At 66.1% G+C, this 23211-nt stretch carries 22 protein-coding genes and 2 rRNA genes; 17 read left to right on the top strand and 7 right to left on the bottom strand.

What is annotated here, in order from left to right:
* Positions 1 to 226, top strand: a 226-nt coding sequence (locus tag B9C43_RS54785) for an ATP-binding protein (protein WP_160097453.1), incomplete at its 5' end; no start/stop codon positions are given.
* A 1615-nt stretch (positions 227 to 1841) separates the two neighbouring features.
* On the opposite strand, the gene B9C43_RS54795 is transcribed toward B9C43_RS54785, so the two are convergent.
* The 3 genes from B9C43_RS54795 to B9C43_RS54805 form a co-directional block, all read right to left on the bottom strand.
* Positions 1842 to 2810 (bottom strand): hypothetical protein, encoded by a 969-nt coding sequence (locus tag B9C43_RS54795; RefSeq protein ID WP_084435062.1) that lies wholly within the window; start codon positions 2808 to 2810, stop codon positions 1842 to 1844.
* Between the two features lie 249 nt (positions 2811 to 3059).
* Complete coding sequence (locus B9C43_RS54800) at positions 3060 to 3701, bottom strand: nicotinamide mononucleotide transporter family protein (protein WP_033383554.1); 642 nt, start codon at positions 3699 to 3701, stop codon at positions 3060 to 3062.
* 16 nt (positions 3702 to 3717) lie between these two features.
* Positions 3718 to 5040: an NAD(P)/FAD-dependent oxidoreductase gene (locus B9C43_RS54805; protein ID WP_084435063.1), complete on the bottom strand. Its 1323-nt coding sequence runs from the start codon at positions 5038 to 5040 to the stop codon at positions 3718 to 3720.
* Positions 5041 to 5457: 417 nt separating this feature from the next.
* Between B9C43_RS54805 and B9C43_RS54810 the strand changes: the two genes are divergently transcribed.
* The 12 genes from B9C43_RS54810 to B9C43_RS54865 all read left to right on the top strand — a co-directional run bounded on the left by B9C43_RS54810 (position 5458) and on the right by B9C43_RS54865 (position 16988).
* A complete protein-coding gene (locus B9C43_RS54810) occupies positions 5458 to 6666 on the top strand; it encodes a PucR family transcriptional regulator (RefSeq protein WP_033383550.1) in 1209 nt (402 codons plus the stop codon).
* A gap of 182 nt (positions 6667 to 6848) precedes the next feature.
* Positions 6849 to 7769: an ACP S-malonyltransferase gene (locus B9C43_RS54815; RefSeq protein WP_084435064.1), complete on the top strand. Its 921-nt coding sequence runs from the start codon at positions 6849 to 6851 to the stop codon at positions 7767 to 7769.
* Positions 7766 to 8743 (top strand): beta-ketoacyl-ACP synthase III, encoded by a 978-nt coding sequence (locus B9C43_RS54820; RefSeq protein ID WP_084435065.1) that lies wholly within the window; start codon positions 7766 to 7768, stop codon positions 8741 to 8743. The genes B9C43_RS54815 and B9C43_RS54820 overlap by 4 nt, the downstream gene beginning before the upstream one ends.
* A 64-nt stretch (positions 8744 to 8807) precedes the next feature.
* Positions 8808 to 9050, top strand: coding sequence for an acyl carrier protein (locus tag B9C43_RS54825; RefSeq protein WP_033383547.1), 243 nt, complete (start codon positions 8808 to 8810; stop codon positions 9048 to 9050).
* Positions 9051 to 9124: 74 nt separating this feature from the next.
* A complete protein-coding gene (gene fabF / locus B9C43_RS54830) occupies positions 9125 to 10354 on the top strand; it encodes a beta-ketoacyl-ACP synthase II (RefSeq protein WP_084435066.1) in 1230 nt (409 codons plus the stop codon).
* Positions 10355 to 10442: 88 nt separating this feature from the next.
* The gene (locus B9C43_RS54835) at positions 10443 to 11492 is read left to right on the top strand and encodes a BMP family lipoprotein (protein WP_033383543.1); all 1050 of its coding nucleotides are present in this window, start codon (positions 10443 to 10445) and stop codon (positions 11490 to 11492) included.
* Positions 11493 to 11500: 8 nt separating this feature from the next.
* Positions 11501 to 12964: an ABC transporter ATP-binding protein gene (locus B9C43_RS54840; RefSeq protein ID WP_084435067.1), complete on the top strand. Its 1464-nt coding sequence runs from the start codon at positions 11501 to 11503 to the stop codon at positions 12962 to 12964.
* A 53-nt stretch (positions 12965 to 13017) separates the two neighbouring features.
* Positions 13018 to 13968: an ABC transporter permease gene (locus tag B9C43_RS54845; protein WP_160097455.1), complete on the top strand. Its 951-nt coding sequence runs from the start codon at positions 13018 to 13020 to the stop codon at positions 13966 to 13968.
* Complete coding sequence (locus B9C43_RS54850) at positions 13965 to 14819, top strand: ABC transporter permease (RefSeq protein ID WP_084435074.1); 855 nt, start codon at positions 13965 to 13967, stop codon at positions 14817 to 14819. The genes B9C43_RS54845 and B9C43_RS54850 overlap by 4 nt, the downstream gene beginning before the upstream one ends.
* A gap of 3 nt (positions 14820 to 14822) precedes the next feature.
* Positions 14823 to 15389: a cysteine hydrolase family protein gene (locus B9C43_RS54855; protein WP_033383540.1), complete on the top strand. Its 567-nt coding sequence runs from the start codon at positions 14823 to 14825 to the stop codon at positions 15387 to 15389.
* Positions 15386 to 16255, top strand: a complete 870-nt coding sequence (locus B9C43_RS54860) for a carbohydrate kinase family protein (RefSeq protein ID WP_084435069.1) — start codon at positions 15386 to 15388, stop codon at positions 16253 to 16255. The genes B9C43_RS54855 and B9C43_RS54860 overlap by 4 nt, the downstream gene beginning before the upstream one ends.
* Positions 16248 to 16988: a nucleoside phosphorylase gene (locus tag B9C43_RS54865; RefSeq protein ID WP_033383538.1), complete on the top strand. Its 741-nt coding sequence runs from the start codon at positions 16248 to 16250 to the stop codon at positions 16986 to 16988. The genes B9C43_RS54860 and B9C43_RS54865 overlap by 8 nt, the downstream gene beginning before the upstream one ends.
* Before the next feature lie 562 nt (positions 16989 to 17550).
* Here the strand turns inward: B9C43_RS54865 and B9C43_RS54870 are convergent.
* Together B9C43_RS54870 and B9C43_RS54875 are read right to left on the bottom strand one after the other, a co-directional pair.
* Complete coding sequence (locus B9C43_RS54870; RefSeq protein ID WP_143447308.1) at positions 17551 to 18162, bottom strand: hypothetical protein; 612 nt, start codon at positions 18160 to 18162, stop codon at positions 17551 to 17553.
* 19 nt (positions 18163 to 18181) lie between these two features.
* The gene (locus tag B9C43_RS54875; RefSeq protein WP_125728281.1) at positions 18182 to 18685 is read right to left on the bottom strand and encodes a DUF3145 domain-containing protein; all 504 of its coding nucleotides are present in this window, start codon (positions 18683 to 18685) and stop codon (positions 18182 to 18184) included.
* A 326-nt stretch (positions 18686 to 19011) separates the two neighbouring features.
* On the opposite strand from B9C43_RS54875, the gene B9C43_RS54880 reads away from it, so the two are divergent.
* The 4 genes from B9C43_RS54880 to B9C43_RS54895 all read left to right on the top strand — a co-directional run bounded on the left by B9C43_RS54880 (position 19012) and on the right by B9C43_RS54895 (position 22588).
* On the top strand, positions 19012 to 20301 hold the full coding sequence (locus B9C43_RS54880; protein ID WP_084435071.1) for a hypothetical protein: 1290 nt from the start codon (positions 19012 to 19014) through the stop codon (positions 20299 to 20301).
* 272 nt (positions 20302 to 20573) lie between these two features.
* The gene (locus B9C43_RS54885; RefSeq protein ID WP_033383531.1) at positions 20574 to 20924 is read left to right on the top strand and encodes a histone-like nucleoid-structuring protein Lsr2; all 351 of its coding nucleotides are present in this window, start codon (positions 20574 to 20576) and stop codon (positions 20922 to 20924) included.
* 137 nt (positions 20925 to 21061) lie between these two features.
* On the top strand, positions 21062 to 21979 hold the full coding sequence (locus B9C43_RS54890; RefSeq protein WP_160097457.1) for an alpha/beta fold hydrolase: 918 nt from the start codon (positions 21062 to 21064) through the stop codon (positions 21977 to 21979).
* A 33-nt stretch (positions 21980 to 22012) separates the two neighbouring features.
* On the top strand, positions 22013 to 22588 hold the full coding sequence (locus B9C43_RS54895; RefSeq protein ID WP_084435073.1) for an N-acetylmuramoyl-L-alanine amidase: 576 nt from the start codon (positions 22013 to 22015) through the stop codon (positions 22586 to 22588).
* A gap of 295 nt (positions 22589 to 22883) precedes the next feature.
* Here the strand turns inward: B9C43_RS54895 and rrf are convergent.
* Together rrf and B9C43_RS54905 are read right to left on the bottom strand one after the other, a co-directional pair.
* Positions 22884 to 23000: ribosomal RNA gene (rrf, locus tag B9C43_RS54900) — 5S ribosomal RNA — on the bottom strand.
* Positions 23001 to 23067: 67 nt separating this feature from the next.
* A 23S ribosomal RNA gene (locus B9C43_RS54905) occupies positions 23068 to 23211 on the bottom strand; the annotation flags it as partial.

Genomic DNA, 23211 nt, shown 5'->3' on the forward strand with positions numbered 1-23211 from the left:
GTTCTTCCAACTGGTTTCCTCCCGGTATGAGCGGGCCAGCTTGATCGTCACCAGCAACAAGGTCTTCGGCCGGTGGGGCGAGGTGTTCGGTGACGACGTGGTCGCCGCCGCCATGATCGACCGCCTCGTCCACCACGCCGAAGTCATCGCCCTCAAGGGCGACAGCTACCGGCTCAAGGACCGCGACCTCGGCCGCGTCCCCACCGCCGGCACAACCGAAGAGTAGAGATCAATTCCCATGCAGGGGGTCAACATTCAGATGCCGGAAAGGGGTCAAAATTCGGGTGCCGTTGACACCTTTCCGGCACTGGGCGCGTTTTCGCTTGGACCAGCGCACGCGGCTTCGCCGCCTCGGCCCCTTCTTTTGGGACCGAGCTCAAGACCTTCCACGGTGCGCACTCCTCGCTTTTCAGCGCTGGGGGCGTTGGTCTTGGATCTACAGGCGTGGCTTCGCTGCGATCGGTGGGCTTGGGTCACGGGGCGCTGCTTCGCCATGGGCTATGGATTTCTGTGATCGATTCGGCTTGTTCGCACCGCCTTCCAATCTCCGGTTTTCGATCTCATGCCATGTGCGGTCGGCACAGAGCATCGCCTTCTCCGCTTCGACCGCGAACCCCGTCTGCACAACGAACGCCACCAGGCGCGAACTCCGCGCGGAAGAGCTCGCGTGCAACGACATCGTGCCGGGCTTTGCCGCCCAGTGGAGTTGACAGATTTTTGTCCACTATTTCTGTGTTCACTTTTATCTTGTCCAGACAAAAGTGAGAATGCAGTGGTTGACAATCACGCGGTGAATCACTCGGATGGCCTATCAAGTGGCACTTCTGGCGGTCGATGTAACCGTTCTCGACTCAGGTGGCGATAGTCGGGACACGAGTGGCCGCACTGACCTAACTCGTTGCCGCCGTTGAGCTGCGTGGTCGTGCGCCGAACGGCATCAGGGGCGCGGCAAGGCTTCGGCCGGACCGATCTGTGCGGTGTCAGGATTCTGGGTTTCCGGAGTCTGCATGTCGTTGGCGACCAACGAACTTCCCTGATCAGGCGTCACGCGACCAGGTGATGGCCGTACGCATCGTAGATCACGCATACGTGGCAAGCACCGGTAACGGATCATTCTCCTGCGCATAAACGGACTCGCCACTCGACGTTGTTTTTCGCCCGTTCGTCGCGTGTTAGGCGGTGATGACTAAAGCTACCGATGAGTTCACTCAACTCGCCCGTCACGGCCATAAGTTGAGTTACGCAACAGGTCCCCCACAAGTGGTAGCTTTTGGGTTCTGCGCCTCGCCGCAGAAAAACGCGGCCCCCTGTGGCACCAGGAGACCGCGTGATTGTTGACATCCCCATTCGCTAAAGAAGTGGAGGCACAACTCCCCCATGGTAACGGTAGAACCAGAGGATGAGTCGTCGCCCGACCGGGCGACTTCTTCCTCCTCCGGCCAATGGTGTGAGAACACCGGGCGGCAGCGCGGACGGCACCGGCGTGCCAGCCGCACGAGTTGGGCCTGCGTCGCGGAGCGTGTGCTCCGTTGCTGGCCAACGACTTTGCGGGCCGCGCTGTTGATGGTCATTTTGTTCAGTGGCGTGATCACCCTGTTGGTCATCGCCATCGGCACGGCTCCGGCGATCTGCGTCGCCGGGTTCGGCATCGCCGCCCGGCTGCTGGCCGGCCGGGTGAGCCGTCGCCGAATCGCCTGACCAGCAAGCCGGGGCGCGCCAGGACATGTGGCGCGCCTCGGCTTACTGATGCACACGGCCACGAGGGGCGGTCGTGTTCAAGTCGGGGGTGATCGCATTCGGTCGACCGCACGCCACGCTTGACCGGGCGTGCGGCGACCGAGTCAATGCGGCAGCTTCGCGATGACCTGGCCTGCGCGTTCGATCATGTCCGTGGCGAAGCGTTCACTGAAGCCCGCGCCGAACCCGGCCAGCGCGAACAACCCCAGCGTCGCGTTGATCGTGCCCGCGGTGAGCGCGAACTGAGCCACCGCGCCGAAGACCGCGCCGACCAACGGCCGGAAACCACCCAGCGCCCGCAGGTGGCGGATGGACGTGTTGAAGTCGAGGATCAAGGTGCCCTTCGACATGCGCTGGAAGATGCTGACCACCGCACCCAACGCGCCGAACAGCGAAGCCACGACCAGCCCCGGCGTGTTCAGCAACCCAGGCCAGAACTGCGTACTCGCGACTCCGACAAGCACGATCAGAGCCGCGGTTGCGATCGTGCCGACCAGTGCGCCCTGGAAGTAGTTGAAGCGGGCCTGCCGCTGGATCGCCGCTTGGACCCTGGTGGTGGCGTGCGTGACTTCCTTCTGCGCGGTCGCCACGATCGCGGCGCGGTCAGCGTCCGTGTCATGCAACAAATCCGCCGCTAGCAACACCCGGGTCATCGCGGAGTAGAGCGCTTCGACGAGGGTCTTGATCTGCGGTCCGGGCAACATGTCCCGCGCCTGGTCGATCGAGGCGCGGCAGTCCGCCTCAAGCTTGACCAGATCCGCGTCGGAAGTGTTCAGCGCGGTGTGCAACTCCCAGCCCGACGTCGCCGACTCGACGAGGGCGACGCCGCCACGCTCGCGTGAGCAGAAGTAGCTGTTGTGGATGACACCGGTCTGTTTCTCGAACTTCGCCCGCAAGGCGCGCTCAAGCGCTTCGGCTTCGTCCTGGGTCAGCGTCTTCTCGGCGCTCCGGAACACTTCGTGAACGACGACGATCATGCCGAAGGTCACGCGAGCGTGGTCGTTGGTCACCCGCGACCAGTGCTCCATCGTGGGCTCGCCCGCCCAGCCGTACAGCTCGGTGGTCTGTGTCATTTGCGTTTGGGGCGGATGACCATGTCGCTGACGGCCTCTCGCGTTTCGTGGTGGCTCGGCCCATCGGGATGGTGCCCGCCGTCAGGCTGATGTTGCTCATCGGGCGGCACGGGAGGACGGTCCTCGGGCGGCGGCGCCACGGGCTCGTTGCTCATGTCCCATTCTCGGGCCGTACTCGCACATCGTTACCGCGACGCCGATCCAACGTGGCTCGCGTACACGGTCGACGCACCCCAGCGGTGGAAGCTTCTACGTGGTGACGGCCTTGTGCACGGCACGCGAGGGCGCGTTGCGCTTGGCGTCCCGGATCCAGCTCAGCCAGCCCCAGATGACCAGGCCCGCGAACACCGTGTAGACCAGCGCGCTGAACCAGAGGTTCGAGCTGATCTGCAGTGGCACGCCGATCGCGTCCACCACGAGCCAGACCAGCCAGAACTCGACCAGGCCGCGGCCTTGCAACGCGAACGCCACCACGGTTCCGACGAAGATCGCGGCATCCGGGATCGGGTCCCACGACGCGTTCAAAGCGTGCAGCAACCACGCCATACCGGCGGTGCCGACGATCAGGACCGCGATCGTGACCAGGATTTCGGTGAGCGTCGAACGACGCACCACGACGCCGAAGACCGGGTCACGGCGCCGCGCCCACGCCCACCAGCCGTAAATGCTGATCAGCAGGATCACGACCTGCCGTGACGCCAGCCCGCCGAGGTGCGCGGAGACGTAGACGCTGAACAGCAGCACCGTGGCCGCGACCTGGACGGGCCACGTCCAGAGAGTGCGGTACTTGGCGAGGAACACCACCGCCAGAGCACAGATCTGGCCGATCAGCTCGGCGTACGAGGTCCGCTGCCCCAGCACGGTGATGCCGTGCTCCAGAAAGAACCGCACTCGCGCCTCAACACCTTCACTGGGTCCGGGTATTCCCCTTCAGGCTGTGAGTCGTCTCTCGGACCACGACCTCCCAGTCCCGGCGCGGGTCTTGGATCTGGCCGAGCGACACGATCTCGCGCCGCGACAGCAACACCGTCAGCCAGTCGACCAGAACGCGTAGTTTGCGACCGGCGGTCGGCACGCGGCTCCAGTGGTACGCGCGGTGCATCAGCCACGCGGGCCAGCCACGCAGGCGGATCCCGTAGACCTGGGCGACGCCCTTGTGCAGGCCGAGGCTGGCCACCGAGCCGACGTGCTTGTGCTTGTACGGCTTGATCTTGCCGCCGCGCAGCGTGGCGATGATGTTGTCCGCCAAGACTTTCGCCTGACGGACGGCGTGCTGCGCACTGGGCGTGCACAGCGCGCCGAGGCCCGTCAGGTCCGGCACGGCCGCGCTGTCACCCGCGCCCCAGACGCCTTGCAGCCCCCTGGCCTGCAAGGTTTCCGTGCAGATCAACCGGCCGCGGAAGTCGATCGGCATCCCGGACCGCATGGCCAGCGGATTGGCCTTGACGCCCGCGGTCCAGACGACCGTGTCGGCTTCGAAGCAGGTCCCGTCGGACAGCTCGACGCGGCCGCCGGCCATCGACACCAGCTTGGTGTTCAGCCGCACCTGCATCCCGCGGTCGGTCAGCCTGCGGATCGTGTAGTCCGACATCACCGGGCTGACCTCGGGCAAAATCCGGTCGGCGGCCTCGACCAGAACCCACTTCATGTCCGCAGCAGACAGTCCCTTGTGGACTCTGAGGGCGTACCTGGCCATGTCCTCCAGTTCGCCGAACACCTCGACACCGGCATACCCCCCGCCGACCACGACGAACGTCAGCGCACGCTCCTTGCGTTCCGGCGTGCTCGACGCGACGTCCAACCGGGACAGAACATGGTTGCGCAGATAGATGGCCTCGCCGACGGTCGCGAACCCGATGCCCGACTCCGCCAGGCCCGGGATCGGCAGCGTGCGTGACACCGAACCCGCTGCCATCACAAGGATGTCGTACGGCATCGACGTCGGCAGCCCCTCAGCCGGAACGACGGTGGCAATCTTGCGTTCGTGGTCGACACTGGTGACCTTGCCGGTGACCACAGTGCATTTCGGCAGCACCCGGCGCAACGGCACGACCACATGCCGCGGCTCGATCGAACCAGCCGCAGCCTCCGGCAGAAACGGCTGATACGTCATGTTCGGCTGCGGGTCGACGACGGTCACCCTCGCTTCCCCAGCACGCAGTTTCCTCTGCAAGCGAATGGCGGTGTACATCCCGACATAACCGCCACCGACGATCAGGATGTGAGTCATACCTAGAGCGTGCTCGCGCGGACGCGAGCAGACCTCACCTATGCGACCCGGCGTACTCCCTCCCCAGCGGGATCCGCACCCAGGACCTTGGTCCCACGATAGGGGGACACCAGTAGCGCGTAGATCAAGAACAGTCCATAGTGGATCTACCGGTGGGGACCGGGGAGAAGGCCCCCTGGAGTGCAGCGCACCACTACACTCCAGGGGGCCATTTACTTCGGCGCTTCGCTCCGCTTCGCACCTTCGCCGTGCCCTGTCGTCCTATTTCTGGGGGCCGAGCCCCCAGACCCCCACGGTGCGAGCTCCTTCCGAACCAGCGCTGGGCGCGTTGGTCGTTGACCAGCAACGGATTCCTCTTCCTCTTCGGTGGCGCCGGGTGGGTGCGGTGGGTCTTCCCAGGCGTGTCAAGCTGTCAGGATGAGAGCAGGGGCCATTTCCGCGAAAACGCTTGCCGAGCTGGAACGGGCTTCCGGCAAGCTCGCGTCGGCCACCCTCGCCGCGATGGACTCGCAGTTCCCGTGGTTCAGCCGGATGCCGGCCGACCAGCGTGCCAGCGTCCTGCTGATCGCGCAGTCCGGTGTCGCGGGCTTCACCGCGTGGCTCAAGGACGAGACCGCCTCGCTGCGACTCACCACCGACGTTTTCCGCGCCGCCCCGCGTGACCTGTCCCGCTGGATCAGCCTCCGGCAAACGGTCGAACTGGTCCGGGTCGCACTGCAGGTCTTCGAGGGCCAAGTCCCTGACCTCGCAGCCGACGACAACGAACGAGCCATCCTCAGCGAAGCGGTCCTGCGTTACGGCCGTGAAGTCGCGTTCGCGTCAGCCATGTCGTACGCCTCCGCGGCCGAAGCCCGAGGTGCCTGGGACGCACGGCTCGAAGCACTGGTCGTGGACGGCATCGTCCGTGGCGACGCCGAGGAGGCCCTGCTGTCACGTGCCGCGGCGTTGGGGTGGGATCCGGCGGCGGAGGCGACCGTGCTCGTCGGCAACCGGCCGTCCGATGACCCGCCGACGGTGGTCTACGAAGTCCGTAGCCGTGCCGCACGTCTCGGGCGAGCGGTCCTGCTGAGCGTGCAGGGGACCCGTCTCGTGGTTGTCCTCGCAGGTCCTACGGATGACCTCGTCGGTGAGGAACGCCGTGGTCGTGCTCCGAGCAAGGCCGTGCTTGACCGGATCACTGCCGCGTTCGGCGACGGTCCTGTGGTCGCGGGCCCGACTGTGGCGAGCTTGGCTGAAGCGCATCGCAGCGCTGCTGACGCGCTGTCCGGGTTGCGGGCGGTGGTCGGTTGGCCCGCGGCGCCGAGGCCCGTTCGCTCCACCGACTTGCTGCCGGAACGGGCACTTGCCGGGGATCCCGAGGCGGAGTGGCAGCTGGTCGACCGGATCGCGCGCCCGCTGGAGGACGCAGGCGGGTCGCTGCTGGAGACCGTGGACACGTATCTCGAGGTCGGCGGCGTGCTGGAGACATGCGCACGGCAGCTGTTCGTGCACCCGAACACCGTCCGCTACCGGCTGCGCCGGGTCGCCGAGCTCACCGGGCGCAATGCGAATGATCCACGAGATTCGCTCGTACTCCGGGTCGCGTTGGCGGTCGGCCGCTTGGCCAGGGCACGAGGGCTCTGGTAGACCTCGGAGTGACACACATAACGCGCGTCCCGCATTGGTGACGACCGTTCACGTCCACAACGTTTTCCCGTTTCAGCCCGTCATCTCCCGGTAACAGTTGTAGACACGCTACAAAAACTCCCGACAGACTTGGTGACTGGCAGCATCCCGGCAGCCCCGCGGGAAAGTGTTCAGTTGACCGTGTGATCGCGATACTCGCCCCTGGCCAGGGCTCCCAGACCCCCGGAATGCTGGCACCGTGGCTCGAGCTGGACGGCGCCGAGGAGCGCCTCGCCGGCTGGTCCGAGCGCGCGGGCCTGGATCTGCGGACGCTGGGCACCACGGCCACCGCGGAGGAGATCGTCGACACGTCGGTCACCCAGCCGCTGGTCGTGGCCGCCGCGCTGCTGGCACAGGCGGAGATCGAGAAGCGATTCACCCTGCCCACCGACACGATCGTCGCGGGGCACTCGGTCGGCGAGCTGGCCGCGGCCGCCGTCGCCGGAGTGCTGACCTCCGATGACGCGGTCGGGCTCGCCGGTGTGCGTGGCCGCGAGATGGCCGCCGCGTGCGCGCTGCACCCGACCGGGATGACCGCGATCCTGGGCGGTGAGCGCCAGGTCGTGCTGGACAAGCTGGCCGAGTACGGCGTCGACCCGGCCAACCAGAACGGTGCGGGCCAGATCGTCGCCGCGGGCGACAAGGACGCGCTGGAGCGGCTCGCCGCCGACCTGCCCACTGGTGTGAAAGCCAGGGCGCTGAAGGTCGCGGGCGCGTTCCACACGAAGTACATGGCGCCTGCGCAGGACGCGTTGCGCGCGTACGCCAGCTCGGTCCCGACGAAAGACCCGGCGCGGACCCTGCTGTCCAATGCCGACGGCGGCGAGGTGACCTCTGGTGCGGAAACCCTGACCAGGCTGGTCGACCAGGTGACGCGGCCGGTGAAGTGGGACGCCTGCATGGCGACCCTCGGCGAGCGCGGCGTCACGGTGGTGGTCGAGCTGCCACCGGCAGGCGCGCTGGTCGGATTGATCAAACGGGAACTGCCGTCGGTGGAACGCATTCGGCTCAAGACCCCGGCGGACTTGGACTCTCTCACGCAGTTCGTGGAAGGCAGCAAGTGAGCACCTCCCTCAACATCGCGACCGGACCGGCAGGCAGCCGGATTCTCGGCGTGGGCAGCTTCCGCCCCGAGCAGGTCGTCACCAACGACGACCTGTCCACGCGGATGGACACCAACGACGAGTGGATCCGCACCAGGGTCGGCATCATCGAGCGCCGGTTCGCCCGCCCGGACGAGTCCCTTGTGGACATGGCGGTCGCCGCAGGGACCCGGGCGATCGAGGACGCCGGGCTGCAGCCGTCCGATTTGGACACCGTGATCGTCGCGAACTGCACGATGCCCTCGCCCATCCCGAACGCGGCCGCGCAGGTCGCCGACCGGATCGGCGTCAAGGCCGCCGGCGCGTTCGACCTGAACGCCGCGTGCGCCGGGTTCTGCTACTCCCTGGCCACCGCGTCGGACCTGATCCGCTCCGGTTCCGCGGGCCGGGTGCTGGTGATCGGCGCCGAGAAGCTGACCGACTGGGTGGACCACACCGACCGGGCGAACGCGATCATCTTCGCCGACGGTGCCGGTGCCGCCGTTGTCGGACCGTCCGACGAGCCGGGCATCGGCCCGGTCGCGTGGGGCAGCGCGGGTGACATGGTCGACATGATCTACAACCGCGACAACAAGTACATCTATCAGGAAGGCCAGACGGTCTTCCGTTGGGCGACAACGCAGATCGCGCCGATCGCGTTGCGCGCGCTGGAACTCGCGGGCCTGCAGCCGTCCGATGTGGACGCTCTGATCCCGCACCAGGCGAACCTGCGGATCGTCGAGGCGATCGCCAAGCGGCTGCGCAAGGAAGGCGCACGGGAGAAGATGGAGGTGGCCGACGACATCGTCTACACCGGCAACACCTCGTCGGCGTCCATCCCGATCGCGCTGGACCACATGCGCAAGGCCGGCCGGGTCAACACCGGCGACGTGCTGCTGATGGTCGGTTTCGGCGCGGGCCTGTCCTACGCGGGACAGGTCGTGATCAGCCCGTAGACTCCCGCCGGGCGCCCAGTCGCCCGTCGGTGGATTGACCGGAATACAGAAAGGGAAAAGATCGATGGCGAACGAAGAAGTCCTGACAGGTCTCGCCGACATCGTCGAAGAGGTCGCGGGCGTGGCCAAGGACGACGTCACCGTCGAGAAGTCCTTCGTGGACGACTTGGACATCGACTCGTTGTCCATGGTGGAGATCGCCGTGCAGGCCGAGGACAAGTTCGGCGTGAAGATCCCGGACGACGAGCTGGCGAACCTCAAGACGGTCGGCGACGCGGTCGACTACATCACCAAGAACACCGTGTGACCTGAGCCGACGGTTCCGCCTCTGCGATGACTGCCGAGGCGGCGTCGGCCGCACCCAAGGGCGGAGAAGAGGGAATGAGCAACGACATCGTCATCACCGGGCTGGGCGCGACCACACCGCTCGGCGGCGACGTGACGTCCACATGGGACGCATTGCTTGCCGGTAAGAGTGGCGTGGACACCATCTCGGCTAGCTGGCCCAAGGACCTGGGGTTGCCCACCTGGATCGCCGCCGAACTCGCGGTCGAGCCTGCCGAGGTGCTGCCGCGCGTGGAAGCCCGCAGGCTGGACCGGTGTGAGCAGGTCGCGGTGATCGCGTCCCGGCAGGCCTGGGCCGACTCCGGGCTGAGCACCGACTCCGTCGACCCCGATCGCCTCGGGGTGGTCATCGGCACCGGCATCGGCGGTGCGCACACCCTGCTCGCCCAGGACGACCTGCTGGAAGGCCCCGGCCTGCGCAAGGTCTCGCCGCTGACCGTGCCGATGCTGATGCCCAACGGGCCCGCCGCGCACGTCGGCATCGAACTCAAGGCCCGTGCCGGCGTGCACGCCCCGGTCTCCGCCTGTGCCTCCGGCGCCGAGGCCATTGCCTGGGCGTACCGCATGCTCAAGGCGGGCGAGGCTGACGTGGTCGTTGCCGGTGGCGCGGAAGCCGCGATCGCCCCGATCACCATGGCCGGTTTCTGCCAGGCCCGCACCATGAGCACCAACAACGACGAGCCGACCAAGGCCTCGCGCCCGTTCGACGTGCACCGCGACGGCTTCGTGCTCGGCGAAGGCGCCGGAATCATGGTCCTCGAACTGGAGGAGCACGCGAAGGCCCGCGGCGCCAAGATCTACGCCAAGCTGGCCGGGATCGGCACCAGCTCCGACGGCTACCACATCACCGCGCCGGACCCGGAAGGCGCGGGACAGTCGCGGGCGATGACCGCGGCACTGCGCACCGGCGGCCTGAGCCCCGAGGACATCGGGCACGTCAACTGCCACGCGACGTCGACATCGGTCGGTGACGTGACCGAGACCGTCGCCATCCGCAAGGCGATCGGTGAGCACCCGGTCCTGACCGCTCCCAAGGGCGCCCTCGGGCACATGCTCGGCGCGGCCGGCGCGGTCGAGGCGATCGTCACCATTCTGTCCATTCGGGACAGTGTCATTCCCGCGACGCTCAACCTCGAGGAGCTCGACCCTGGTGTCGTGCACGACGTGGTGGCGGGCGAGCCGCGCAAGGTCGACCTGAAGGCCGCCTTGAACGACTCGTTCGGCTTCGGCGGGCACAACGTGGCGCTCGCCTTCACCTCCGCCTGAGCGGTTGTAACGATTTCGCGACTGAGGGCTGTCCTTCCTTCGAAGGGCGGCCCTCGTGTCGTAATTAGTCGGTGTAAGTTGCGAGGTCATGCGAACCCGTCTGGTCTCGTTAAGCCTCTTGTCCGTGGTCGCGCTGGTGGCGGCCGGGTGTTCGTCGGAGACGACCCCGCAGGCCCCACCGAAGAAGGCCGCTCTGGTGATCGCGCAGGGCGGGCTCGGCGACGAGTCGTACAACGACCTCGCGATGTCCGGTTTCACCGCGGCGACCAAGGAAAAGGGCGTCGAGGGCCAGCACATCGAGTCCAGTGACGTGGTCGCGCAGGGCGAGCAGCTGCTGCGCCGTGCGGGCACGTCCGGCTACGGCCTGGTGATCGACCTGGAGTTCTCGCACGGCGAGATCCTGCCGACCATCGCCGCGGCGTACCCGAACGTGCAGTGGGCGTTTCTGAACAACAAGATCGACGGCCCGAACATCGCGTCGGTGCTGTTCGCCGAGCACGACGGGTCCTACCTGGCCGGCGCGCTCGCCGCGATGATGACCACGCAGACGGGTAACCCGAAGATCAACGCGGACAAGAAGATCGGCGTGATCGGCGGGACCAAGTCGGTCGGTATCGACAAGTTCCTGTCCGGCTACATCCAGGGCGCCAAGGACGTCGACCAGTCCATCGAGGTGCTCACCGCCTACAGCAACACCTTCGGCGACCCGACCAAGGGTTCGCAGCTCGCCGAAACCATGTTCCAGCAGGGCGCGGACATCGTGTACCACGTGGCCGGTGGTGCGGGCGCAGGCGTGATCGAGGCGGCCAAGAAGAACAACCGCTACGCGATCGGTGTCGACGACAACCAGGACAAGCTGGCCCCTGGGTTCGTGCTGACGAGCGTCCTCAAGCGCGCCGACCTTGGTGTGCGCAGAGTTGTCGACGCGTACGCGGACAACAAGCCCCTTGGCGGCCAGGTGATCAACCTCGGTCTGGCCGATGGCGCCGTGGGCCTGACCGACTTCGAGTTCACCAAGAACGAGATCCCGGAGACCGTCCGCACCAAGGTGGACGAGTTGAAGCAGAAGATCATTTCCGGGCAGCTGAAGGTGTGGAACGTGATCGACCAGGGCTATCCCGCCTGGTTGCAGGGCTGATCCTCGAAATGGGTGTCCGCCTGGGCGCGCGGGACGTCTCACGCGCGTTCGGTCCTGTACGGGCCAACGAAGGCGTCAGCGTCGAAGTCCGGGCGGGCACGGTGCACGCGGTCGTCGGCGAGAACGGCGCCGGCAAGACCACGTTGATGCGCATCCTGTATGGGCTTGACCAGCCGGATTCCGGCACGGTCGTGGTCAACGACCGCCCGATCCGGCTGCGCGGCCCGGCCGACGGCATCGAGCACGGAATCGGCCTGGTGCCCCAGGAACTGGCGATGATCGGGTCATTGACCCTTCTTGAGAACCTCGTCCTGGGCACCGAACCGAAGCGTGGCCTGCGGATCGACTGGACGGTGGCCCGCAGCGAGGCTGAGGAACTCGCATCCCGGGTGGGCGTCGAGCTGCCGTGGACGGCGTTGGCGGACAACGTGTCCATCAGCGTCCGCCAGCAGGTCGAGATCCTGCGTGCGCTGCGGCACGGCGCCGACGTGCTGATCCTCGACGAGCCCACGGCCGCGTTGGCGCCCGCTCAGGTCGACGATCTGCTCCAGCTGTTGCGCGGTTTGCGGGAAGCCGGTCGCACGGTCGTGTTCATCAGCCACAAAGTGGACGAAGTGCTCGCGGTCGCCGACGAGATCACGGTCCTGCGTGGCGGCAAGGTGATCACCACGCGTCCAGTGGACGAACTGGACCGCAGCTCCCTGATCGAGCTGATCGTCGGTCAGCACGTGCGTTTCAGCGGATTCGTGTCCTCGGCCGTGATCGCCGACGAAGTCTTGACCGTCGCCGGTGACGTGTCGCTGTCCGTTCGCGCCGGGGAGATCGTCGGTGTCGCCGGGATCGCGGGCAGCGGGCAGGACGAACTCGTCGAGCGGATCGTCGGACTGCGGCCGTCGAGCGGCAGGATCACGTTGGCGGGCAAGGACATCACGTCGTTGCCGGTGGACCGCAGGCGGGCGGCGGGGCTCGGGTACATCTCCGGTGATCGCCGGTCGGAAGGCCTGTCGATGGACGCCTCCCTTGCGGACAACACGATCGCGGGCACACATCGGACACTCGGCCGCTACGGATGGCTTCGGCCATCAGCGGTTCGCGCGTACGCCAAACGGGTGCTCGACGGTTACTCCGTCCGATATGGACGGACCTCGGCCGCAGCGCGGACGTTGTCGGGCGGCAACCAACAACGGGTCGTGATCGGCCGCGAACTCGACCGCAACCCGGCTTTGCTGGTCGCAGCGGGCCCGACGCGCGGTGTCGACGTGCTCGGCATGGCCTACATCCACGACAAGCTCAGGGCGTTGCGGGACAACGGATCCGCTGTGCTGCTGGTTTCCGAGCAACTCGACGAATTGCTGGATCTGTCGGATCGGATCATTGTGCTGCACGGTGGGCAGGTCGCCGGTGAAGTGCCCGGCGGGCCGGAGAGCCGTAACGCCGTTGGCGCACTGATGCTGGGCAGGAAAGACTCGTGAGTGTTTTCGCCGGTTCCAACCGGACCAAGTACTCACGAGCTTTTCGTGCGGTCGTGCCCTTCTTGATCGCGCTGGTGCTCGGCGGAATTGTGCTGCTGGCGACCGGGCACAACCCGCTCGACTTCTACCAGTTGCTCGTGCGAGAGGCGTTCGGCGGGACCGACCGGATCGCGGCGACGCTCAGTGCCGCCACTCCCCTGCTGTTCACCGGGCTGGCCACGGCGATCGCTTTCCGTGCCGGGGTTTTCAACGTCGGCGTGGAAGGCGGTTTCGTCTTCGGCGGCCTGATCGGCGCGACCGTCGCGTTGCACGCGGGTCTGCTGGCCGGGATGGTGGCAGGGGCTCTCGCTGGCGTGCTGGTCAGCGCGTTGCCAGGATGGTTGAAAGCTCGGTGGAACGTTGACGAGGTCGTCACCACGTTGATGTTCAACTTCGTGGTCGCCGGGGTCACCGGCTGGCTGGTCACCGCTTTCCTGCAGGCCAAGGGCGTGGCCAACTCGGCGACTCCGTTGATCCCGCAGAGTTCCTGGCTGCCTGACCTGTTGCCGCCCTATGGCCTGACGTCAGCCGTGCTCATTGCGTTGGCGTTCGTCGCGCTTTACGCCGTATGGATCAAGCACTCGGTGTTCGGCTACGAACTGCGCCAGACCGGGTTGAACACACGGTTCGCCGCCGCACAAGGCATCCGCGTCGGTCGCGTCATCGTCGTGTCGATGCTCATCTCCGGCGCGATCGCCGGGCTCGGCGGCGCTGCGCACGCGTTGGGTGTCGTTCACCGATTCGTCGACGGCTTCTCCCCCGGCTACGGCTTCACTGGAATCGCAGTGGCACTTCTTGGCCGTAACAGTGCTGTCGGCGTGGTGCTCGGCGCGATCCTGTTCGGCGCATTGGCTTCCGCGGGCACAACCGCCCAGTTGTTCAGCGACATTCCCCTGGACATCGTGGACGTGCTGTCCGGCACCGTGATGATCTTCGCTGTGGTCCGGTTGTGGAGGCAGCGATGATCACGGGTTTGCTGATGTCCGCGTTGCTGCTGTGGACGCCGCTGGCCCTGGCCGCGATGGGCGGCTTGCTGCATCGCGTCGGCGGGGTCGTGAACATCGGCCTTGAAGGCCAAATGCTCGCCGGAGCACTGGTCGGTGCGCTCATTTCAGGTACGACCGGCAACTGGGCGCTCGGCGTGCTCGCGGCGGGCGCGACCGGCGGGGTGATCGGCCTGCTGATGTCCTTGAGCATCACCAGGCTCGGCGCGAACGAGATCATCGCCGGGCTCGGCTTCACCATCGTGATCAGCGGCCTGATCGGCTACCTGCTGCGCAGCGTCTTCGAGGTGTCCGGGACGTTGCGCGTGGCCGGGCTCGACCCGTTGCCGCGCATCCTCGGGCTGGACCCGTTGTTCTGGCTGACAGTCATTCTTGTCCCGGTGATCGGGTGGTCGTTGCGCAACACCGTTGCCGGGTTGCGGCTTCGTGCCACCGGCGACGGGTTTGACGCGGCGAACGCACTCGGTTTGCCGGCCAGCCGGATCCGCGACACGGCGGGCGCGTTGGCCGGTGTGTTCGCCGGAATCGCTGGATCGCACCTTGTTCTCGGCCAGGTCGGGCTTTTCAATGAGGACATGGTGGCTGGACGCGGGTTCATCGCATTGGCCGCGTTCTACTTCGGCCGGACCCGGCCGCTGCCGACGGCGCTCGCGTGCCTGCTGTTCGCGGTGTTCGACGCCACGCAGGCCCGGCTGCAGACCGCCGGAGTGCCGGCGCAGCTGATCCAGACGCTGCCGTATCTTGTGGTCATCGCGGTTCTGACGGCCACGGCCGTCCGCGATGTTCGGGGAAAAGCTCGAAGGGCAGGCTGAAGCATGGCCGATGACAGCAATCCGGTCGCGTTAATCATGATCGACGTGCTGGACGCGTTTTTCGCGCCCGGCAAGCCGGCCTACTACCCGGATTCGGTGAAAGTTCTCGACCCGTGCAGGCAGCTTTTGGACAAAGCCCGCGAACGGGATCGACTGGTCGTCCACACGGTGGAACGGCACCGGCCAGGACTCGCCGACTTCGAGCACAAGAAAATTCCGGTGCACTGCGAAATCGGTGACGACCAGTCACCCTACGTGGCCGGATTCGAGCCGGTGGACAGGCCAAACGAGGTCGAGTTGGCCAAACGGCGGTACTCCGCGTTCTACGGCACCGACCTGGATCTATTGCTGCGTGAACAAGGCATCGAAACGCTGGTGATCGCCGGCGTGAAGACCAATGTCTGCGTCCGGGCAACGGTTCAGGACGCGTTCGCTGCCGGATATGAGATCCTTTTGGTGAAAGAGGCCACCAACTCGAACCGGCCGCATCTTGCCGAGGCGTCGCTGGAAGACATCGACCGGTATTTCGGGTCCGTGGTATCGCTCGAGCAGGCATTGGAGCGACTGTGAGCAGCCGGGTCGCTGTCGTCGGTTACGCCAGCATGGACCACTCGATGGAGTGCGACGAGTTCCGTGCGGCCGCGGGGACAACCTTGATCAAACGCCGTCTGTCCGACCCATGGCCGGGGATCGGCGGCATCGCGCACGCCGCCCGCGGCCTCGCCGCGGCAGGCCACGAGGTGCACGCCATCACGTGGGTCGGCGACGACGAGCCGGGCAAGGAGTACATGGACCGGCTCAGCGCGTACGGCGTGAACATCTCGGGCATCTCGACCGACAGCATCCGCACCCCGTCGTGCTACCTGTTCTACGGCCCCGACGGCGAAACAGTCGTCGTGTACGACCCAGGCGACCGCGCGGCGGGCAACCTGACCGCAACGCAGCGCGAGATCGTCGAAAGCTGCGACTGGGTCTGCCTGATGGTCGGTCCTCGTCCCGCGAACCTCGAAGTGCTCGACCTGCTGACCGACTCGCAGGAACTGGCGTGGGGCGTGAAGGGCGACCCGGACGCGTACTCGCCCGGCGTCGTGCACCGGATCCTCGCGCGAGCGAGTGTCGTGAGCTTCAGCGCCCGCGAACGCGTGTTCCTCGACCGCATCGTCGCCCCCCGCACGCTGCTGGAGCGCACGCGCCCGAACGCGTTGCTAGCCGAGACCCACGGCCCGGCCGGTGTCCGGATCTGGCGCGGCGACCTACACGACATGGTCCCGTGCACGGAGATCGACGCGGTGGATACGACAGGCGCAGGCGACATGTTCTTCGCGGGCATGGTTGCGAGCCTGCTGGAACACCCCGACGAGACCAGGCAGGCAGCGGAACGCGGCGTCGAAGCCGCAACCGCGATGTTGTTGGAACGGTTGCCTGTCAATGGGTGATCGAGCGTGGTTCCTCCGATGCTCAGCTGACGAGGTCGCCGACCGCGCGGTGTTGGTAGGCGACCGTGGCCGCGTCACCAAAGCAGCGGCACTGCTCGACAACCCCCAAGTGCTCAATGAGGACCGCGGGCTGAGCGCCGTGACCGGTTCTTACCAGGGTCGCCTCGTGACCGTGGCCGCGTTCGGCATGGGCGCACCCATTGCCGGAGTTGTCCTGCACGAGCTCGCCATGCTGGGCGTACGCCGGTTCCTGCGTCTCGGGACCGTTTTGGGTATCGGCGGGACTTCGCTGGGATCTTTCGTCCTCGCGGAGGGCGGGGTCCGGAACGAATCGACCTCTGGCACGTATTTGCCAGCCGGATTCCCAGCCATTGCCTCGCACGGTTTGAACACAGCGTTGCGCTCAGTGCTCGAGGGTGGTTCGCGGCCGTGGACGGCCGGACTGATCGCCTCGTACGACGGGTTTTACACAGAGATGTTCGCCGCCGAGCCATCCCGGGCCGCGGAGACCAAGGCTCGGATGGAAGAACTCGGACGGTACGGGGTCAAAGCCGTCGACATGGAGACCGCCGCGGTGCTGGTGGTCGCCCGGGCTGTTGGAGCCGAGGCCGCGTCGCTGTGCTTGGCCAGCGTGGACGGCCTCACCCAGGAAAAGCTGGTCGATGGCCGGACCGAAGCCGAAGTGGAGTTGATGGCGACCGGAATGAAGGCCCTCGCCTCGGTAGGAGACTGAGCACGGCCTCCGGCCCCCGGAATCCAGCCTATCGACGACGGCCGACGCATCCAGACCACAAAGATCCACTAGGCCGGAGTTATCCACACGCGGCCTCCGCCCCTGGAATCCGCCCTATCGGCGACCGCTGAGGCATCCAGAGCATGAACATCCGCCATGCCCGAGTTCCCGCGCTCGGCTTCCGGCTCCCAGAAATCAGCCCATCGACGACCGCTGGCACATGCCGAGATTCACTAGCCCCGAGCTCCCACAGCCTCCGGCCCCCGGAATCCAGCCTATCGACGACGGCCGACACATCCGGACCACAAAGATCCACTAGGCCGGAGTTATCCACACGCCGCAGTTGTCCACAGCCCGGCCCGCGCCTACCTTCTCCCGCCCCGCCCGGCTGCAATAGCCTGAAATCAGGGGTCCCCCTTGCGGGCGGGGAGGGGAATGGCGGTGCCTGGGAGCGGTGTCAGAACCGGTGGCTCGGCTTAACGGACGGCTCGGCTTGGCCGACGGCCCGACTGAACCAACAGCCCAGGTTGAACCGACAGCCCGGCTTAGCGGATGGTGCGGCTTACTTGTTCGCGGTGTCCGCGCCGCATTTCTCGTGGCGGGGTGAGGCGCCTTCGGTGCCGACGTCGATCTTCCACTTGTTGTCCTCTTTGGTCAGTGGGAGGACGATGTGCCAGCGGATGCACGGCTCAGGCAGCTCGGGCGGGGCATCGTCAATAGCTTGCGTGCTCGTGAAGCTGATCAGTACGCGGATCTTGCGGTCGGGCGCCGTGTCGATGCGGTGCATCAGGATGCTGCCGTCTTTGGTCGTCTTGTAGTCGCTCTGCCAGGCGTTGCGTTCGAACCCGGCGGCCCTGGCCCTGGTGACCGTGGTCCGCCACTTGTCGTAGTCCTTCTTGTTGATCGAGTCGAAGTGCGCCTGCAGGACCGGCCAGATCGCGTTGGCGACGGGGTGTTCCGCCGCGTCCTGCGTGGCCTTCACCTGGCCGTCGCCTGGCTGGTCCTCAGGCCGTACCGGCGTGCTGGGTTGCGGCGGTATTTCCTGCACGGTCGTACGCGTCGGCGGTTGGCGGTACACCTCACGCACGACGAAACCAGCTGCCACCGCGACTATGGCGACGGCCAGCGCGACCACCCATAACCGTGGTCCGCGCTGCCCCCTAACTTGTTGCACAGTACGAGCGTGCCACGAATCAGCCGACGCGGTGGAGCCAGGTCACCGGCGCGCCGTCACCCGCACGACGGAACGGCTCCAGTGCCTCGTCCCACGACGAGCCCAGCATCTCGTTGACCTTGTGCACGAACGACTCGCCGCCGCGGCTTGCCGCCGCGACCGCGCGCAGTTGGTCCTCGCCGACCACGATGTCGCCGTTCGCCGATGTCTTGGCGCGCCACAGCCCCAGGCCGGGTGCGAAACAGAACCGCTCGCCGTCCACTCCGGCGCTCGGCTCCTCAGTGACCTCGAATCTGATCATCGGCCACGCCCGCAGAGCCTGGACCAGCTTGGCGCCAGTGCCTGCGGCGCCGGTCCACGAACATTCGGACCGCAGCTGACCAGCGGCCGCCGGCTGGGCGGTCCACTTCAGCTCGGCCCGGACACCGAGGGTGCCCGAAATCGCCCACTCGACGTGCGGACAAACCGCAGACGGCGACGAGTGGACGTACACCACGCCACGGGTGCTGCCACTTGTGCTCACTGCTGACCTCCGCTACTCGACGAGGAAACGTCTTCCCCTACGACCTCGTAGAGCGTGTGGTCCATCGTGTGTACAAGTCGACCCGGCGCCTATTCTGCCTCCTCACTGTGCAATTTCGCCACAGGAACGATCAGATGGCACACCAGTCACTCCGATCGGCTGATATTTTCGGCGTGTCGCTCCGGCGTGTCGCCTCGACCGGCGCTTATTCGCCACCGGATACATGTTCTCGGTGTGGCGCCGCCCACTGGGCTGTCCCTCGATTCGGGTCCCGTGGCCACGCGGGGATACGGTGGCACGCGAAGTTCGGACAGGGGGAAGATGTCATGCGGCTAATCCGGCTGGGCGACGAGACCTCCGCGGTCGGGGCCGACGTCCGGGCGGCGCTCGCGTCGTGGGGACGTGGCGAAGGCGTCGTCGGCGGGATCGGCCTGATCGGCTGCCAACCGCCGGACTGCCCCGAGCCGGTCGACGCGATCGTCATCCTGCCCCGCGGCCTGCTGGTCATCGTCGGTGTCGACCTGCCTGACCCCGCTATGCGCCTCGACGCCCCGGTCAACGGCCAATGGAAAGTCGACGGGTGGCCGTTGGTACGCGCCGATGGCGCGGTGAACCCGGCATCCGAAGCCGTCCAGGCCGCCACCGCGGTCGTCACGCGCCTCCAGGCCCAGGGTGCTGAGCCGATGCTCGTGGGAACAGTCATCGCGGTCGGGCCGTACGTCTCCCGCGTGACGCAGCCGACCACCGATCTGGCCCGCGGTATTCGCATCCTCCATCCCGAGCCGACCACGTTGTTGACCGCCGCCCGGGAATTGGCCGTCTATGAGGGACGCGTCTCGCCGCGTCGAGCCAATGCCATTCTCGCCGCGCTGGCGCCGAATCAACCGCCGTTCAGCGATGAGGAGCTGGCGAGCGAGGGCTTTACCGAATCGGCGGGCGCAGGCCTCGCCGCCGCCAGCACCCTGCTCATTCCCCGGGTCACCGAGCAGGCGCCCCGCCAGCTGGCCGCGCCGAAGCTGGCGACAAAACGGTTGGGCTGGTTACCGGTAACCGCGGTTTTGTTGGTGGGTCTTCTGATCGTCACCGGGATCATCGTCGCGATTGCGGCCGCTGGTGGCGAACCACAGGCCACCGAAGGGCCGAAGACATCGGTCAGCGTGGCGCAACAAGCCAGCCAAGTCGTCGAGGGTGTCGCTTACACCCCGAAAGGCAAGGTCGAGGACACCGACTGCCCGGCTCGGGCATTCGGCGATATGCAAGTTTGGCTCCAAGCGAACCGGTGCGCCTCGCTCACGCGATCGCGGTATGAGAGCACTGCGGGTAATGAGGCAATCGCGGTACTGGTCGCTGATCTCACATTCCAGGATGTCGCAACGGCGGAAGCGTTCTTGAAACTCGCGACCGCCCCTGGCACCGGCAGCATCACCGATCCGGCTGCCCAGGGAACTCCCTGGCCGGACGGCCGCAAGCCGATCTTCGACTCGGCGGCATATCAGGCAAAGCAGACCGGCTCGGTCGTCCGGATTGTTCAGGTGATCTGGTTGAACAAGGCAACCACACCGGACGATCCGGCACTGCTGGCCGCAGCGACCAGATCACTGAACCTGCCTGCTTAATGGCCAAATGGCCACGTTGTCAACCCGATCAAGCGTCGGCTGAACCCCTGACTGGTTCGTCCAGTCGTTCCGCTCGGGTATGGCAATGTGCTAAGAGCGGGTTCCAGTCCGCCCGCGTAGGAAAAGGATCGCCCAGGTCACGCGAGGTCATCCGGGTAACTCGTGGAGAAAAGACCAAAGAAAATGACGGACAGGTTTATTTCGGTGGCATCGGCGTGGTTATCATTGACACCAGGCTGGGGCTACACCGAAACTCACCACACGGAGGAACCGTGGCACAGAAGACCGTCGTCGAGCTCGTCGACGACCTGGATGGCGGAATAGCCAGCGAGACTGTCGCGTTCACGCTCGACGGTGTCGAGTTCCAGATCGATCTCTCTGAAGAGAATGCGACCAGGCTGCGGGACTCCCTCGAACCTTATGTCGCCGCCGCGCGCCGAATCGGCGGACGCAAGCAGCGACTGGCCCCTGGTGGCGACGTGACCGGAAAGAAGTCGGCCGAAGACGCCGCCCAGAATCAAGCGATCCGCGAGTGGGCCCGTTCCCAGGGCAAGACCGTGGCCGAGCGGGGCAGGTTGCCGCACGCGCTCGTGGTCGAGTTCAAGGAAGCCCACGGCGGCTGAACCCCAGCCACCTTCGCAAAGCTGGCGAAAACTCCCCGGTGTGCCACCAGTCGCATACCGGGGAGTTCTGGTGTTGGACGGTCTGTCACCAAGTCGGTAGCCTTCGGTAGCAACACGTGTCGATCATGTTGCGGGGCGTGAGAACCTTATTGACATTGGCCGCGCTTATGCCGTTGGTTTATGGGCAGCATCAGCCCTTCACGAGAGGCAGCCGGGTGGCGGCCACACAGTTTCTGGACATACCAGGCGGCCGTCTGGCCTATGACATAGAAGGCCAGGGGCCGTTGGTGGTCTGCGCTCCCGGGCTGGCTGACATTCGCGCGACATACAACGAGCTGGCCACGCGGCTCGTCGACGCGGGCTTCACCGTCGTCACAATGGACTTACGCGGGCTCGGCGAGTCCTCGGCGGACTGGCCGTCCTACACCGACTCGGACATCGCGAGCGACATGATCGCCTTGGTCCAGGCGTTGGACGCAGGGCCGACCATATTGGTGGGGTGCGATTACAGCGCGGGCGCGGCCGTGGTCGCGGCAGCCAATCACCCCGATCTCGTCGCAGGGCTCTTGCTGACCGGACAGCGCATGCGGGAGCACGCGGCGAATTACATCGCCGCGGCCGGGAGGTGGTTGATCAGCAGGCCGCGAATAGGCCGGTTTCTCTGGAACCGCGCTTGGCCGTGGCTGTGGGGCCCGCACAAGCCAGCGGACTTTGAGGCACGCCAACGAGCTGTCGCGGCGAATCTGGCGGAGCCTGGGCGCTACGACGCGGTTCGGGCCATGCTGCGGCCGGGGACGCAGTGCTGCGAGATCGCGATGCCACACGTAACGTGTCCGGTGCTGATCACGTCCGGCGACGCGGATCCCGCGTTTTCCAACGTGAGCCCCGAAACCGAAGCCCAATACGTGGCCAATCGGCTCGGCGGGCCGACGGTGGTGAAGATGGTGCGGGGCGCCGGGTATTACCCGCACGCCGAGCAGCCGGACTATGTGGCTTCGATCTTCCAAAGTTGGTGGGCAACCAACCATCAGTTAAAGCTTTTGGGAAACGATTGACATAGATGCTGGGGCGGGTTCACAGTTCGACGCATGAACATCACCCGCCGAAACCTCATGCTGGCGGGCGCCGGGGCATTGGCAGCCGGCGCCTCGTTGGTCACCCCTGCGTCGGCGGCCGCTGCAGTCGACTATCCCGGCGCAGAATGGATTCCAGCCAGTCCGTCGAACTACACGGTGTCGAATCGCCCGTCGACGTATCCGATCAATGTCGTGGTCATTCACGTGACCCAGGAGTACTACGCGGACGCGGTCGCGATCTTCCAGAACCCGGCCCGGAAGGTCTCCTCGCACTACCTGGTCCGCTCCGGCGACGGCCACATCGCACAGCTGGTCCGCGAGAAGGACGTCGGCTGGCACGCCGGCAACTGGAACTACAACACCCGCAGCATCGGCATCGAACACGAAGGCTGGGTCGACCAGCCCCAGTGGTTCACCACGCAGATGTACGCGGCGTCCGCGGCCTTGGTGCGCCACATCTGCGCCAAGTACGGGATCCCCCGGGACCGCGGCCACATCATCGGCCACAACGAAGTCCCTGGCGCGACTCACACGGATCCGGGCCCACTGTGGGACTGGACGAGGTACATGCGATTGATCAACAACTGACTCATCCGAACCAATGGGCACGTTCGCAAATCCGGTTATCCACAACCGCCCAGTAACCCTTCCACCGGCCCCTATCAGCGATAGACTGGAGCAGGGACGACCCCCCGGGAGTGGTGGGGGCTGTTCTGGGCCGCTTGGGTTGGGCCGCTTGGGTTGGGCCGCTTGGGTTGGGGCGGTTCGGGTCGGGCGGTTCGGCTGGGGGCGTTGGTGTTTGGGTTGGCGCAATGGGTGCGAAGTGCTTGGGCTGGATATAGCGAAAGGCCCCACAGTTGCCTGTGGGGCCTTTCGAAGAATATTACCGCGGCGACCTACTCTCCCACACCGTACCCAGTGCAGTACCATCGGCGCTGAAGAGCTTAGCTTCCGGGTTCGGAATGGGACCGGGCGTTTCCTCTTCGCTATAACCACGGTAAAACCGTGAAACCACTCAAACCGGGGTTTGGTGTTTCAGAACCGTACAGTGGATGCGTAACATCTTTGTGAGCAAGTCCTCGGCCTATTAGTACCAGTCAACTCCACACGTTACCGTGCTTCCATCTCTGGCCTATCAACCCAGTCGTCTAGCTGGGAGCCTTAACCCATCAAATGGGTGGGAGACCTCATCTTGGAACGAGCTTCCCGCT

Source organism: Kibdelosporangium aridum (genome assembly GCF_900176515.1).
Lineage (GTDB): Bacteria > Actinomycetota > Actinomycetes > Mycobacteriales > Pseudonocardiaceae > Kibdelosporangium > Kibdelosporangium aridum.

Coding starts and splice junctions, on each gene's coding strand:
- B9C43_RS54795 (WP_084435062.1), bottom strand. CDS start 2,810: ATGACACAGACCACCGAGCTGTACGGCTGGGCGGGCGAGCCCACGATG.
- B9C43_RS54805 (WP_084435063.1), bottom strand. CDS start 5,040: ATGACTCACATCCTGATCGTCGGTGGCGGTTATGTCGGGATGTACACC.
- B9C43_RS54810 (WP_033383550.1), top strand. CDS start 5,458: ATGAGAGCAGGGGCCATTTCCGCGAAAACGCTTGCCGAGCTGGAACGG.
- B9C43_RS54825 (WP_033383547.1), top strand. CDS start 8,808: ATGGCGAACGAAGAAGTCCTGACAGGTCTCGCCGACATCGTCGAAGAG.
- fabF (WP_084435066.1), top strand. CDS start 9,125: ATGAGCAACGACATCGTCATCACCGGGCTGGGCGCGACCACACCGCTC.
- B9C43_RS54835 (WP_033383543.1), top strand. CDS start 10,443: ATGCGAACCCGTCTGGTCTCGTTAAGCCTCTTGTCCGTGGTCGCGCTG.
- B9C43_RS54840 (WP_084435067.1), top strand. CDS start 11,501: ATGGGTGTCCGCCTGGGCGCGCGGGACGTCTCACGCGCGTTCGGTCCT.
- B9C43_RS54850 (WP_084435074.1), top strand. CDS start 13,965: ATGATCACGGGTTTGCTGATGTCCGCGTTGCTGCTGTGGACGCCGCTG.
- B9C43_RS54855 (WP_033383540.1), top strand. CDS start 14,823: ATGGCCGATGACAGCAATCCGGTCGCGTTAATCATGATCGACGTGCTG.
- B9C43_RS54865 (WP_033383538.1), top strand. CDS start 16,248: ATGGGTGATCGAGCGTGGTTCCTCCGATGCTCAGCTGACGAGGTCGCC.
- B9C43_RS54880 (WP_084435071.1), top strand. CDS start 19,012: ATGCGGCTAATCCGGCTGGGCGACGAGACCTCCGCGGTCGGGGCCGAC.
- B9C43_RS54895 (WP_084435073.1), top strand. CDS start 22,013: ATGAACATCACCCGCCGAAACCTCATGCTGGCGGGCGCCGGGGCATTG.